This window comes from Corallococcus sp. AB049A (genome assembly GCF_003668885.1).
GTDB lineage: Bacteria > Myxococcota > Myxococcia > Myxococcales > Myxococcaceae > Corallococcus > Corallococcus interemptor.
On record NZ_RAWL01000055.1, the window covers coordinates 15858 to 29914 of the forward strand.

At 63.7% G+C, this 14057-nt stretch carries 9 protein-coding genes and 1 pseudogene; 5 read left to right on the plus strand and 5 right to left on the minus strand.

Features of this window, described 5'->3' with window-relative positions:
* Positions 1 to 62 precede the first annotated feature (62 nt).
* Positions 63 to 1733: a hypothetical protein gene (locus tag D7X55_RS42850; protein ID WP_147470058.1), complete on the plus strand. Its 1671-nt coding sequence runs from the start codon at positions 63 to 65 to the stop codon at positions 1731 to 1733.
* Positions 1734 to 1860: 127 nt separating this feature from the next.
* On the plus strand, positions 1861 to 2160 hold the full coding sequence (locus D7X55_RS44560; RefSeq protein ID WP_233609714.1) for a hypothetical protein: 300 nt from the start codon (positions 1861 to 1863) through the stop codon (positions 2158 to 2160).
* A 22-nt stretch (positions 2161 to 2182) separates the two neighbouring features.
* On the opposite strand, the gene D7X55_RS42855 is transcribed toward D7X55_RS44560, so the two are convergent.
* The 5 genes from D7X55_RS42855 to D7X55_RS08715 form a co-directional block, all read right to left on the minus strand.
* Complete coding sequence (locus D7X55_RS42855; protein WP_147470059.1) at positions 2183 to 2947, minus strand: hypothetical protein; 765 nt, start codon at positions 2945 to 2947, stop codon at positions 2183 to 2185.
* A gap of 103 nt (positions 2948 to 3050) precedes the next feature.
* Positions 3051 to 4106, minus strand: a complete 1056-nt coding sequence (locus tag D7X55_RS08700) for a hypothetical protein (protein ID WP_233609715.1) — start codon at positions 4104 to 4106, stop codon at positions 3051 to 3053.
* 107 nt (positions 4107 to 4213) lie between these two features.
* Complete coding sequence (locus D7X55_RS08705) at positions 4214 to 6388, minus strand: patatin-like phospholipase family protein (RefSeq protein WP_306437715.1); 2175 nt, start codon at positions 6386 to 6388, stop codon at positions 4214 to 4216.
* Between the two features lie 667 nt (positions 6389 to 7055).
* Positions 7056 to 8534: an RES domain-containing protein gene (locus D7X55_RS08710; protein WP_121722784.1), complete on the minus strand. Its 1479-nt coding sequence runs from the start codon at positions 8532 to 8534 to the stop codon at positions 7056 to 7058.
* A 236-nt stretch (positions 8535 to 8770) separates the two neighbouring features.
* Positions 8771 to 9838 carry a glycosyltransferase family 1 protein gene (locus tag D7X55_RS08715; protein ID WP_233609717.1) on the minus strand — a complete coding sequence of 356 codons (1068 nt, stop codon included), beginning with the start codon at positions 9836 to 9838 and terminating at the stop codon, positions 8771 to 8773.
* A 76-nt stretch (positions 9839 to 9914) separates the two neighbouring features.
* Between D7X55_RS08715 and D7X55_RS08720 the strand changes: the two genes are divergently transcribed.
* The 3 genes and pseudogenes from D7X55_RS08720 to D7X55_RS08730 all read left to right on the plus strand — a co-directional run.
* The gene (locus D7X55_RS08720; protein ID WP_121722785.1) at positions 9915 to 11045 is read left to right on the plus strand and encodes a glycosyltransferase; all 1131 of its coding nucleotides are present in this window, start codon (positions 9915 to 9917) and stop codon (positions 11043 to 11045) included.
* Positions 11046 to 11263: 218 nt separating this feature from the next.
* Complete coding sequence (locus tag D7X55_RS08725) at positions 11264 to 12658, plus strand: undecaprenyl-phosphate glucose phosphotransferase (RefSeq protein WP_121722786.1); 1395 nt, start codon at positions 11264 to 11266, stop codon at positions 12656 to 12658.
* 126 nt (positions 12659 to 12784) lie between these two features.
* Positions 12785 to 14057: pseudogene (locus D7X55_RS08730) on the plus strand (hypothetical protein); the annotation flags it as partial.

Consider the following 14057-nt stretch of genomic DNA (forward strand, 5'->3'; position numbering starts at 1 on the left):
GAAATTGAAAGAATGGGCTGTTTTGGTGCTTGCGCCCAGATTAATTTAGGCGAGTGTGAAATATGTCTGACTATGTGAACCAGGAAGAGGTTGACTGTAAGTTGGGCCGCAAGGAGGTCGAGCGTTTAGGGGATGAGCTCGACACTGGGTTGAATTCACTTGCCCGTCCTGGATTTTCGCAGGACGACTTGAAATTGGCGTATTTGGCAGTCGTTGAAAGCATGGCTTACTCGAGTGGGAGTGATTTCGATTATAACGAATTGGTTGCACCAATTCTCGATCATGTCATCGCTCGTTCTCCGGACGATAGGTCGGCAGGAGATGGTGCCCGGGCCGCCTTGAAGTCGATTGGGACATGGGCTCAGGCTGCGTTCAATTACTCTTCGGTTGTTAGTTATTTGATTAACGCCGCGCTTGGCAGAATGGTCGCCGCCAAATCAAAGACTGGTCGGTTGCTGATTTTTCCTAGTTCGCCCCTTGTCGCTGAGAAGCGTAGTCGATGGCTAGGAGTGCGCTGGCTTGCGGCGCGCCGCGCCACGCAGGTTGACCTTGCCAAAGAGTACATGTCAGAGGCCTTCCTGTGGAAAATGGACGACGAGGTGAAGAAGCAGAAGTTCGAGATGGCTCTGCTATACAGGCTTCCTCGGGCCGACTGGTTTGAAAATGGATGCAGAACTATTGCTAGTGCCCTCCTGGAGAAGCAGTTTTCTCATGTGGGAGAGCGGGAAATGTGGGGAGGGCTTACTGTACGTCAAACCATTGATGCCCTCCTTCCGTTGTATGGTTGGGCCGTGAAACGGGCTCTTTTCCATGTGCGGGCACACAAATATCTTACTCTGGTGAAGGGATTGTCTCGCCCGGTCATGCTGTCAGCTGTTGGAGTTGCCCCAATGAACACATTGATCCGAGAGGTAAGTCGGGCAGCCCGGTTGCCAATGGATATGGCAGCGCAATTTGCCGAATCGCTTGTGCGAAGGGGTGCCGAGGAGAGGTATGGTATTCAGGCATATCCCCTGGTGCCGCTACGGGATGGGAAGGTTGCATTTCTGCCGTTTTCAATTATAGGCAGTAACTTGCCCCTGATGCGTGAGCAGGCAACCGCGCGTGGTGTGGTAAATCCTTCGGCTATTGGAAATGCTCGGGATCGACGCCACGTCGAACGGCTAATTAAGACTTTTCAGTCTGTGGGTGGGGCTTTTATTGCTAGCGATGTTAAGATTTTTGGTCAGGATGGGAATGTGCTGACCGACATTGATATTCTGGTTGTTGAGGAGGGGTTGGGTGTTGTCTTGGCTGTTCAACTTAAGTCGTTTGTTTTGCCGACTAATTTGTTCGATATGAAGAGGGCTGAGCGCGATGTTGGGGAGGCGTTTCTGCAGTGTTCTGTTGTTGAGAGCAATCACGCTGCGGTCCAGTTGGCAGTCGAGTCGCGCTTTGGCGTGGCGCTGAACTCGGGCTGGACGCTGCGACAAATTGTTGTGGTTGAGAGGGAGGGCGGTTTTGCTGGGTTTGATGACCGCTACCCGTTTGTTAGCCTGGAGTGGATTGAGAATGAAGGCATCCCTCGCACCCGAGATGGCTCGATCGAGCCTCTTTGGAATGCGGCGAAAGAACTTCCCGATGCAGCAGACTACATGGGCGGAACTTATCCCTTGTTTCAGTTGTGGAATGGCCGACAGCTCGGACTGCGAGACGATTTGAAGATTGCGACGTTTAGCTATCTTCCGGGTTAACGCCGAGAGAAGTTGAGCAGCAGGATAGGCAGTGGATAACTAACGTAAGTTTCGCAAGTCGAGGGGCAGGCTGCGCCCGCCTTGCCGGCTAACAAGTTTGTCGAAGCCGCGATAGGCAAGCTGTCATGTGGCCAATGGCTTCGCGAGGCCCCTGCGCCAGCTGGGCTCGGAGGCCTGGGTGTTCGCGGGAGTCGAGGGAGACACGCTCTACCTGGACGACGTCTTCGCGCGGGAAGCATTCGACCTGCGAGCCTGGATCCCCCGGTTGATTGACCGGCCCATCCGGGCCATCCGCTTCGGGTTCACCCCGGAGCGGTACTGGCCCGGTGCGGTGGATGCCGGTGAGGACACGGAGGCCGACCTGTTCGTGCGGAACCTCCGGCTCTCACCAGAAGCCCACCGGTTCCCGATCATGGCCCACACGTGACGCTGTCCTCGTTCCCGATGAACTAAAGCGGATCCTCGAAGGCGGTCGAATCGAACGCCCCGCGTTTCGGCTTCTCGAGCCACGAGGGGTGAAAGAACAGCGCGAGCTCCGCGTGGTAGGGCGTATAGCTGTATCCCTTGAGCGCCTTCTTCCAGAACGGATCGCTCGGAATGCCTTCCTTCCGTTCCGGAATCGTCCCCAGAAAGACGATGCTGTGCGCCTCTTCCTGCGCCGCGTTTCCGAACTTCGACGGGTCGATTGAGGCCCCTGCACCGAACCGCTCCAGCCGGGTGTAGATCCGCTGTTCCTCGTAAGCGACGCTTTCGATGTTCTGGAGCAGATGCAGCCCGAACGACTCGGGGCCGAATTTCCGCCCGACGGGCAACGTTGCGTTGGGGTGTACGGCCACCAGTTCGACGCGCAGGTTCCGTGAGAGGGGCGCCTCTTCCGGCGGCAGCAGCAGGGTCCCGATCTTCCAGGCCTCACGGAGGTTGAAGAGGTTCACGTCGAGGCATTGATCGAGGCGAGGTTCGCGAAGGATTTGAACCGATTCGCGGAGATCTTCGTCGAACAAGGCACCGTACGACTCGCACGCACGCTCGAACAGATCGGCGCGCCCCTTGGCGGACCGCAGCAGCTCGGTTGCCTTCTTCGGATCGAGGCCTTCTTCGATGACATCGACAAGGTCATTGAAAGCCTCCTTGGCGACGAGAGTGTCGACGAGCTCGCGCGGGGTCGGCCCGCAGAGCTCATCGGAAACGACACGCCCGACGAAGAGTTCAGACATCCGAACCTCCTGGAGTTTCGCGGAGGCTAACCGTCAGGCACGAGCGTGCACAATAACGCCCGCTGCGTCACGAATGCGTCAAGGCCGGGGACAGAGGGGGGCCTTACTGGCAGAGCTTCTCGACCGACTTGATCCGCATCGCACCGTCGACGTTCGGATCGTTGGTCTGGTCTCCGATGGCGATGGTGCCGTTCGCCGTGAAGTTGTTCCGCGTAAGCTTCACGACACCGTCGACGCTTACTGTCGCCACCTTGTCGGCGCTCACCGCCAGCTCGTAGATGTGGTACGCGCCATCCGTCACGGCGAACGCAGCGGACTGCGTGTCATCCGCCCAGCCAATCGCCGCGCTGTCCAGGTAGATCATCTGCGCTCGGTCCGTTGCGGTGCCGGCCGAACCGGTGAGGCTCCCCAGGATGGCCGCGCCGCTGTCGAGCTGGTTGTGCCTGCTCGCCGACTCGACCTGCATCGTCACGCGGAGCTTGAACGGCTGCGTCGGGTCGAGCGCGTTCGTCTTCGCGAGGAGCAGCTGCCCGCTCGTTCGAGCGCCGCTGTTGGTCGACGTCGCGAGGCGGGTGTAGTCCTCGGCGTACGTGAGCGTGTTCGGCGCCTGAGAGTACGTCGTCCAGCCCTGCGCCGCGATGTCGGTGCCGCCGACCAGCAGCGGAATGCTCTCGCGCGGAGACCACGCCGTCGTTGAAGTCGCTGGCATGCACACTTCACAGGCATTCGCCGGGTTCGGCGTGCCCTCGTCATGGAGCGTGCCGTCGATGAAGCACTTCGAGCTGCACGCCCCGGTCGAGCAGACCTGTCCCGTGCCGCACGCCGTCCCGTCCACGAGTGGCGTCCACTCGGTCGCGTACAGCTCGGGCCGGCACTGCTCGCATGCGTTCGCCGCGTTCAACGCCCCCGCCTCGACCTGCTGGCCGTCGATCCGACAGACCGCGACGCAGACGCCAGCCTCACAGGCCTCGGTGGTCGTGCAGGCCTGGTTGCATGCGCCACAGTGGGCCGGGTCGGTCGCGGTGGTCACGCAGGTGTCGCCGCACTGCGTGGTGCCCTCGGTGGTGCACATCTCAGGCACGGAGCCATCCGGCATCGAGGCGTCGGGTGTCCCGCCCGGGTTGGGGGAATCGTCACTGCACGCGAAGAAGCCGAGCACGACCACACAAGAGAGAACGACGAAGCGTATGGAGATCATGACTGTAGGTGACTTTCCGCCCGCGTCCCGGATCGTAGGGGGCCGTCCAGGCTATTCGCGAGGAATTGTTAGAGTCCCAGCTCCAAGCCAATGCCCGGGGCCACGGACCAGAGCGTCTTCCGGCCCTCTGTGCTCGGGTACCACTCGCCGACCAGTTGGGCACGGAGGAACTCCAGGAAGGTGATGCCCACGAGCCCCTGGACCACCGGCCATGAGCACGCGGTCACATGGCTGGCTCCGCTCGCCGGGCAACTGCTCGTGCCGTAATGGTCGTTCTCGCTGAACAACCATCCGGCGCGAAGGGCCAGACGGCTTTGGGAGAGGAAGGTCTGCCCTGAACGGGGTTGGAGCTCGAGCCCTCCCGTCAGCGCCATGCCAAACGGATCGCCGCTGCCAGAGGAGAACACGTCCGCGAGGCCCCGGAACCCGAGCGCACCCGCGAACCGGAGCCCGGACGACAGCGGCATCGCGGAGGCCCCGACGCTCAAGCCCACCTCGCTTGTCGTGGGTCCCATCGTGATGTGCAGCGACAGGCGCTGGGGCTCGTAGCTGATGCTGTCCACCGCGAGCTTGCTGGCGAAGCGGACCGTGGGCTTGTCGGCAGCGGGCTGTGCCGCCGCGAGCCGGTGGGCGGCGTCCCCCAGCGCATGGCGGATGCGCAGGACGGCGAGGTCGCCTCGGCCCTTTGGCACGCCCAGGTCCTGGAAGCCGAAGCCATACGCCCCCAGCAGCCGCATCGAGTACGACAGCTCCGACTCATCCTTGCGCTGCTTCCATTCCGGCCATTCGCCAGGCTGGAGGCCGGGGACCCTGGGCGGCGGCTGTCCCGCGAGGGCTCGGTCACAATGCGTGTTGCGCCAGGCACCGGCGGGGGCTGTCACCTCGGGCCTGCTACAAGCGTCGTAGAGCTGGTCCAGGGACATCTGCAACAGCGCCCGGAAGTCCGACAGCGCTTCGCCCTGACACACCTTCTCCGCGCTGGGGAGTGCGTCATAGACGGCGCTCATGCAGGCGAAGGGCTGCCATCCGCCAATGCCATCCATCGCCGCCGCGCGGGGCTCTTCGGACGGCGTCCGCCCTTCCCGGAACGCATCATCCATCATCCGGCGGGCGTCATACATGCCCAGGTAGAAATCAAAGACACGGAAGCTTCTCTCGAAGAAGCCCAGGAACGCGAACAGGGGTGCACCGGCGGCGGGGAAGTGTCGGCGCGGCAAGGTGAGGCGTTTGGCGATCTCCGGCTCTTCCTCCAGGAGCATGGCCAGTTCCTTCGAACGCGCGGTGTCCACGAAGGTGGCCAGGAGCCCCGCGAGGGTCGCGGGCAGGGAATTGGGACTGGCATCCGCCTGGGCAGGGGGCGCAACCGGGTACTCGGTCGCGTCCGGATCTATGAATGCGAACGCGATTCCGGGAGGTGTCGTGCGCGTGTCGGGCTGTGGAACCGGACGCCACTCCAGCTTGCCGTCCGCGGTTTCGCGAAGGCCATCTCGCGCAAGTCCTACGGCCAGACGCAGGGGCGTGTTGTCGAAGACGCCGCCATCAATGAAGAGGTCGCGCTTCGCTTCGGCGGGCTGGCATTCCCCGGGCTTCGTGGAGGACTTCGGCGCGCAGGTCTGCAAAGGCTGGGGTGGAAATGCGATGGGGAAGGACATGGACGCGAGCAGCAACTCGCGCAGGTTCGCGAAGGGGATCTCCCCGTGCTCGTCCGTCTCCAGCAGCAGCTCCAGGCGCCGTCCCTCGCGCGTGGTGTAGTTGGTCGCGCGAGGCGGCCGTCCCTTCCCACGTCCCTGGATGCGGATGGCGAACTTCTCCTCAAGCCGAGGCAGGTCCAGCCGTCCGTTCGCGGCCTGGAGGGCGCGAGGTGACAGGCGCGTCGTCGAAACTCCGAGCACCACGTCGCAGGCGCGATCCAGGCCTTGATTCCAGGCCTGCTCGATATGAGCGGCACGCCGTTCCAGCGCCTCCCGTGAGAACACGCCGAGCGCGGTCGTTGAGGTTGGAACGAACAGGTCGTTGAACCCGATGGGAACCCAGATGTCCCAGAACAGAGACTGACCCGGCGTGGATGCATCCACGCCACAGGTCGCCATGATCGCCAGCAAGGAATTGAGGCTTCCCGCGGAAGCGCCCGTCAGGAGCCGCAGGTCCACGGCCCGCTCTCCCTGTGACGAAGTCCCCGAGTAGTACAAGAACCCTGCTTCGTACGTCCCCAAGGAAACGCCTCCACTCACGGTCAGCGACACGGCCTTCGGAACGGCAGGCTGTGGAATGTTGATGGCTTGTGCGCTTGCGTTCGCGGCGATTAAGAGCAGTGCACAGGCGAGAGGACGAGTAGACGAGTAGACGAGTAGACGACTGCGAGAGGGCGCATCGAAGCGACGTCACAAGACTGTACATGGAACGCATCTCGCTGTGCTGACGTGGCTCAACAGTTTCGTCGTGAGGAAAAGTACGTAGAAAGGCTCTGGCTTCGGTTTGGAAATAGAGCGATGTCGCGGATCGCCGTGGCGGATGCCTTCATGCCTGTCCAGAAGCCGGGCGTGACAGCGCGCAAGAAGATGGCTGCGTTGACGGCCCACGTAGTGTCGTCGCGAGTTGGCCGGTCATGCACCAAGCTCTGTAGTGAGCAAGATTTTTGCAATAAGAGTTACTCGTCGCCTCCGAGCATGACTCGCCAAAAACCTCTGGCGCAGACGCATTTCTGACGCGAACTTAAAAGTCGCGGGCGTGTGGCGACTAGGTTTTCTTCGAACTCTTCTGCAGTGCTTCCATGGCGCGCAAATATGCCGTGCGCCCTTGGTCCAACGCACCTGTATCGCATGCTGGAAGACAGTACTGTTGCTTGGGGTAGTGTCTATCGAAACCGTTGGCGCTTGGGTCGTCATCCTTTTGGCCTGGCTGGTCTTAACGCTAGAAGTCTGGCTTTTCCTCAGGGGTGGGGGAGGCAGTGACCTCCTCTCTTCTTTTAAATCGATGTCTCCTGACCTTGAATGGGCTGGTCAAGAATTCTACTTGTTCCACAATGTGGACTTCGATGTTGTCAAGATCGATGCGAAGTGTCGAGGGGCGAAGATCTTTGTCGTCGGAATGATCGATGAACAAGTCTGCCCATGGCGTATTGGGCTTTGGAGCTTGTTCTGGCTTGGGCCCCTCGGCAGGAGACTCTTCGTATACGCTGTAATCGTTCTGCCACCCGTCTTCGTCAGAATAGCCCAGGCTTGCTGACAGTTTTGTCTCACTGGGCAGATCGATTTTTTCAACCCTGGCAGCCTTGTGGAATAGAATGATGTTTAGTGCCTTGTTGCCTGCTTGTACTGATGGGAATACAATGCCGTCGAGCGAGAGATTGTTATCCGCAGCCAGAAAGTCGGCGATTGCTTGGGTTGGTAGATACTCAAATCGCTCGTCATCGGGCATGACAGCCTTCGTCATCCGCGCGCTGAGGGTTTTGAGGAATGTTGCTCGTCCACGCCTGCGCGCAAAGGTCGGATCAAACGGACTGCCATAGAGAACAACGTCGCTAAGTGCAGGTAAGTTGAGGAGGCGGATGGTGCGAGTGATTTCAAAGCGTGCCACGACGACTTGGCTGCCGACAGGAGGTCGGACTTCAGCCAAGGCGGTCCCAGGAGCGCTTGCGCCATAGAAGACCGAAATTCCATAGGCATTCATTCGCCCGGAGGTCGCGTGTTCTGATGGGGGAGGGCCAATGTGCTTGTCGGGTTGGCTAATCGCTTCTTCGAGTTTTGTGTCTGACTGGAAAACTCGGGCGCGGTAGAATGCTGTATGGGGAGTTCCAGGGCCAGCTTCAATAACTAGAGAATGGCCTTCGCGCGATTTAATGAGGTCGATGCCTTCGAATACCGATGCGAGGTGAGCAGAGCCTTCGCTATTGAAGAATCTGGCCTTGGTCTTCAGTGAGCGTTCGAATTTTTCCCACTCTTCTCGGAAATGGGCGTCGCTTGGGCCTCTTTCCTTGTAGTGTGCTTCGCTTGAAAATTCTGTTTCATCTCCATAGATGTCGTCGTCGCGGGAGTAGTGTTTTGTTTCGAGAAATTCCTGTATGTCGCTTGCTGCGTTTTCGGGGATCTCCGCCGCGTTCATGATTGCCACGGCGGTAGGGTCTCCTTTGCGCCCCCATTCGTAATCTGACTCCTTGTCGGACATCAGCGACGACTCCCAGCCCTCTGGTTGATCTGAGGTGCGGTAGTAGTGTTCTTCGAAGGCAGTCTCGATTCTCGAAGCCATCTCGGCCAAGCTGTAGGTTTGTGCTTGTTTTTCACAATATGAACATTTTTTCTTTTTGCCGTGTTTTTTTATTTCTTCCTTGAGATAGGTGTCGTCGACGCAGTGAAAGCAGATTTGCTTTGTTTTTGTTGCCTTGATGCTCATTGGTGTGTTGGTCTTTTTGTGAGTGGTTGTTGGACGCGGACGGGGGGAATCTGTTGGTGCTGGCTGAAGGCGGAGGATAATTGATGTTGTCCGGTTGCTCGGGAGCGACTGGAGATGTTGGTGATGACGGGGCGGCGCCTTCTGGATTGTGAGGCTTTGTCTGCTGTTGGGCGTGAGGCTGCGAGGTCCCTCGAGCGGTCGCCTCGTTGCACATGCCGAGAAATCAGGTCGCAAATTTACCGGTTCAATGCGGCGTTCCTTAATGCGCGTCGGAACACTCCCAGCGTCTGTAACGTACAGGCGCTCCAAGCAAACCGCTCGGACCGCTCGCGGCCAAGCTGTACTAATTTGCGGCGCAAGACGTCGTCCCTGAGTATTCGTAGTGTGCCTTGCTTCCAGGCGTCAGCGTCCTCCGGTTTCAGCCGGAGCGCCGCGTCACCCGTGACCTCCGGGAGGGCTGTCGCATCCGCCGCAATGACAGGGCAGCCGGACGCCATGGCTTCCAGCGCGGGCAATCCAAATCCCTCGTACTTCGACGGCAGGAGCAGCGCCGTGGCGGCCCCGTAGAACAACGGCATCTCCGACTCGGGCAGTTGCTCCAGGTCGATGACGTTCTCGTGCAGGCCCACTTCGTGCGCCACGGCTCCCTTGCCCGCGAGCAGCACCAGTGGCACCGGCAGGTCCGGCGCGAACTTCGCCAGCATCGCCAGGTTCTTGAACGGCTTCGCGTTGCCCACCACCGCGATGTACCGCTCCGGCAACTCGTGCCGCTCCCGGAACGCCTTCGCTTCACTCGCCGTCGGCGGCTGGAACCTGGAGTCCACTCCGTTGTGGATCACCTGGAACCGATACGGCGACACGTTCAGGTACTTCCCCAGCTCCTCCCGGGAGAAGTCAGACACGGTGATCAACGCGGTCGCCAGTCGCGCCCGCGGTCCCACCACGGCCTTGTAATAAATGGCCTGCACCGGCGTGTACTGGTCCGCCAGCGCCAGATGGTTCGCGTCGTGCAACGTGGCCACCAGCCGGCCCGGCCAGAACAGCGGCAGCGAGAACGACGTCGCATGGAACAGGTCCGGCTTCAGCTTCGCCAGCTCGTAGGCCAACAGTGGCTGCTCCGTCGGCGACAGATACCCGGCCCTGGAGCGGTGCAGTGGAATGGTCGGCGTCAGCTCGCCCAGGTCGTCTGGCAGGCCCTTCGCTGGCACCAGGGCGGAGAACTCCAGGTCCGGGGCCAGGGCGGGCAGACGGCGCGCCAGCTCCAGCGCGTACCTCGCGATGCCGTGGAGCTGGCCGCGCACCATTCTCAAATCGAGCAGGACAGATGGCACGCTCCCTGGCCTACCACACGCAGCGCCGCGCCAGTGGTACAAGGCCCGCGTGAAGGTCGCCCTCGTCCACGACTGGCTCGTCACCCACCGCGGCGGAGAACGCGTACTCGACGCCCTCTGCGAACTGTTCCCCAGCGCGGACCTCTACACCCTCATCCACCAGCCGGGCAGCCAGTCCCCGCGCATCGAGAACCGGCGCATCTCCACGTCGTTCCTCCAGCACATCCCGGGCATCCACTCGCGCTACCGGCACTTCCTGCCGCTGTTCCCCCGCGCCATCGAAGCCCTGCGCATCACCGGCGACTACGACCTGGTCCTGTCCTCCAGCCACTGCGTCGCCAAGGGCATCCACGCGCCTCCCGGCGTGCCCCACCTGAGCTACGTCCACGCTCCCATGCGGTACATGTGGGACCTGTTCGACGAGTACTTCGGCCCCGGCCGCACCCGCCTCCCCGTGCGCGCCGCCGCGCTCGCCGTGCGCCCCTACCTCCAGCACTGGGACCGCACCTCCACCCAGCGCGTGGGCCGCATCGTCGCCAACTCCCAGCACATCGCCGGGAAGATCCGCCGCTTCTGGGACCGCGACGCCTCCGTCGTCCCGCCCCCCGTGGAGCTCGAACGCTTCACGCAGGTGCCGCTCGAAGGAGGAGGGCAGGGCGGCTACTTCCTGTGGCTCGGCGCCTTCGCTCCGTACAAGCGCCTGGACGTCGCCCTGGAGGCGTTCCGCACCCTGGACACCCCGCTGTGGGTCGTGGGCACGGGGCAGGAGGCGTCGCGCCTCACCTCCGGGCCGCTTCCGCCCCACATCCGGTTCCTCGGCAACGTGCCTGACAGCGCGCTCCCCGGCCTGTACCGCGACGCCCGCGCGCTCCTCTTCACCCCGGAAGAGGACTTCGGCATCACCCCCCTGGAAGCCCAGGCCACCGGCCGCCCCGTCATCGCCTTTGGCAAGGGCGGTGCCCTGGAGACCGTCACTCCCAGGACGGGTCTCTTCTTCCCGGAGCAGACCCCGGCGTCCCTCACCGCCGCCGTGCGCCAGTTCGACGCCTGGGAGCCCTCCTTCCGCCCCCAGGACGCCCGCGCCCAGGCCGAGCGCTTCAGCCGCGCCCGCTTCCAGCAGGCCATCCAGGCGGAGGTGGAGGCCCTGCTGGGCATGTCGCCGTCCTCCCCAGCGGTGTGACAGCGCTGTCCGCGCCGTCCCCAGTTTCCCGAGGCCTGCCTGCCCGGTGCGTCGGGTGGTGTCCGATGCCCTCCGGTGCAACCCCTTGGTTTCACGGGAAAAGCCGTGCTAGGACGCCGCGCCGGGGGAGGGGCTCGGGCGCTTGAGCGCGCCCGGGGCTCAGGGTGCGTGTCTTGCATCCGACGGACGGTCCTCGTCCCCCGTCAGGAGTCATCGCGGTGTTTGGTCGCCTGCAGCGCTTCTACACGTCCATCAAGGTCGCCGCCGACGCGGGGATGCTCGCGGTGGCGTTCGTGCTCGCGTACTTCACCCGCTTCAGCGGCGTGTTCCCCATCACGGAGGGCATCCCGCCCCCGGGTGAGACGTTCGTCTCGCTGGTGATGGTGCTCGTCATCTTCCCGATGACGTTCCAGCGGGCCCGGCTCTACGCGACGAACCGCGCGCGCTCGCACATGGGCGAGCTGTTCGAGCTCTTCAAGGCCACCATCACCGCGACGCTCATCCTGGTGGCGGTGACGTACTTCATCCGCGAGCGCTACTCGCGCCTCACGCTGGCCATCTTCGTCGTCTACGCCTTCACGCTCATCGCGCTGTCGCGCATGGTCATGCGCCACCTGCTCAGCGAGGTGCGCCGGCGCGGCTACAACCTCAAGTCCATCCTCGTCATCGGCGAGGAGGAGCTGGGGCTGCGCACCATCGAGACCGTGGAGAGCCACCGCGAGCTGGGCTTCCGCGTGACGGGCGTGCTGTCACTCAAGGAGGAGAAGGTCGGCCAGTGGGTGGGCGGCGTGCGCGTGGTGGGCCACGTGGGCCAGGTGGAGTCCTACCTGGATGCCCACCCCGTGGATCAGGTCATCATCGCCGTGCCGCTGGAGGACCAGGCGCGCGTGAAGCCGCTGATGGAACAGCTGGCGCTGCGCACCGTGGACGTCAAGGTGGTGCCGGACCTGTACCAGTACATCACCCTGTACGGCGGCCTGGAGGAGTTCGGCGGCCTGCCCATCATCAGCCTCCAGGGCGACCCCATGGACGGCTGGAGCCGCGTGGCCAAGCGCGTGTTCGACGTGCTCTTCTCCCTGGTCGCCATCGCCGTCAGCGCGCCGATGATGGTGTTCACCGCGCTGCTGGTGCGCTTCACCAGCAAGGGGCCCATCCTCTACCGCCAGGAGCGGATGGGAATGGACGGGCGCACCTTCCACATCCTCAAGTTCCGCACCATGCGCGTGGACGCCGAAGCCCAGGGCGCCACCATGGCCAGCGCCGTGGACGCGCGCCGCACGCCGGTGGGCACGTTCCTGCGCAAGTACTCGCTGGATGAGCTGCCCCAGTTCTTCAACGTGCTGCGCGGCGACATGAGCCTCGTGGGCCCGCGCCCGGAGCGGCCCGTCTTCATCGAGGAGTTCAAGCGCCAGATTCCGCGCTACCACCTGCGGCACAAGGTGAAGGCCGGCATCACCGGCTGGGCGCAGATCAACGGCCTGCGCGGCCAGACGTCCATCCAGAAGCGCATCGAGTACGACCTCTATTACATCGAGAACTGGTCGCTCCTGATGGACCTGAAGATCCTCCTGCGCACCGCGCTGGGCGGCTTCCTTTCGAAGAACGCGTACTGAGCGTCGGGCGGCCCCTGACCCCAGGTGCCGGAGCCGAGGCAGGCAGGCAGACAGGGAGGGCGTGCAGGTCGTATTCGTGCGCACCCTCCTATCGGCACCGCGAAGCCGTCTAGACTGCGGGCCGACATGGGCGACAAGCTGGGATTGACGCTGGTCCGCAAGGGCCTCCTGACGCAGGCGCAGCTCGACCAGGGCATGAGCGCGCAGCTCGTGCACGGAGGCCGGCTGGGCTCCCGGCTGGTGGAGCTGGGGTTCCTCGACATCGAGACGGTGGGCATGGTGCTGGGGGAGCTGACCCGCGCGCCCGTCGCGATGGAGGCGGACTTCGACGCCGCCACCGAGGCGACGCTGAAGCTGCTCACGGCGGATCAGGCGGAGAAGCACCAGGCGTTCCCGCTCGCGGTGGAGGGCCGGCGGCTGAAGGTCGCGCTGGCCAACCCGTTGGATCTGCAGACCACGGATGCGCTCGGGTTCATCACGGGCATGCGCATCGTCGCGTACGTGGTGCCGGAGCTGCGGCTGTTCCACTACCTGAACCTGCGCTACGGCATCGACCGGCCGACGCGTGCCTTGAAGCCCGCCATTCCGCTGCCCGCGCGCCGTTCGGTGTCCATGGCGGCGGTGGCGCCGATGGTCGTGGCGCCGGTGGTGATTCCGCCGCCGGCCGTGCCGCCTCCTCCCGCGCCCGTGCGCGCGGAGCCCGAGGTCGCCGGGATGTTCGGTGGGCTCGCGCCGGGACAGTTCCTCAGTGATGACTCGGAGGAGCAGGAGGCGGAGGCGGACCTGGCCGAAGCGGCCATCGTGGGCGAGGAGCTTCCGGACATCGTGATGGGTGAGCCGGTGCGGGCTCCGCCTGTCCTTGAAGCAGCCCGGCCCGCGGTGGGTCCGCCGGTCGCGCCGCCCCGTCTGGCCCCTACGGCGCAGCCTCCGGGCATGGTGGCCCGGCAGGGGCCGGTGCCTCCGCCTGTCCTGGGGGCTCCGGGGATGGCTGGGCCCGCGACGGGTGCCGTGGCGCCGGGGGGGCTCCCTCCTGGCGCTGGAGCTCCCGCGCGCGGGGGGCCTCCGCCTGGGGCTCCGGGAGCGCAGCCTCCTGGGATGATTGGACGCGGTGGGCCCGTGCCGCCGGGGACCCGGCCTTCCGCGACGGGGATTCCCACCGTGCAGAAGGCGCCGCCTCCGGGCATGCGTCCCGTCGCGCCGGGTGCGCCTGGGGTCGCGGGGCCGCGTCCGGTGGGGCCTCCGGGCGCGCCGATGCCGCCGGGGATGGTCCGGGCAGGACCGCCGCCGGGTGCGCCGGGCATGCCTCCGGGAGCAGCGCCTCGGCCCCCGCCCGTGATGATGGCTCCGGGAGGCCCGGGGCCTGTTCCTCCGGGACAGCGTCCTCCGAACGCACCTGGGG

What these genes read in the sequence shown, in the direction of transcription:
- D7X55_RS42850 (WP_147470058.1), top strand. Translation starts at nt 63, where the DNA reads ATGTCTGACTATGTGAACCAGGAAGAGGTTGACTGTAAGTTGGGCCGC.
- D7X55_RS42855 (WP_147470059.1), bottom strand. Translation starts at nt 2,947, where the DNA reads ATGTCTGAACTCTTCGTCGGGCGTGTCGTTTCCGATGAGCTCTGCGGG.
- D7X55_RS08710 (WP_121722784.1), bottom strand. Translation starts at nt 8,534, where the DNA reads ATGAGCATCAAGGCAACAAAAACAAAGCAAATCTGCTTTCACTGCGTC.
- D7X55_RS08715 (WP_233609717.1), bottom strand. Translation starts at nt 9,838, where the DNA reads ATGGTGCGCGGCCAGCTCCACGGCATCGCGAGGTACGCGCTGGAGCTG.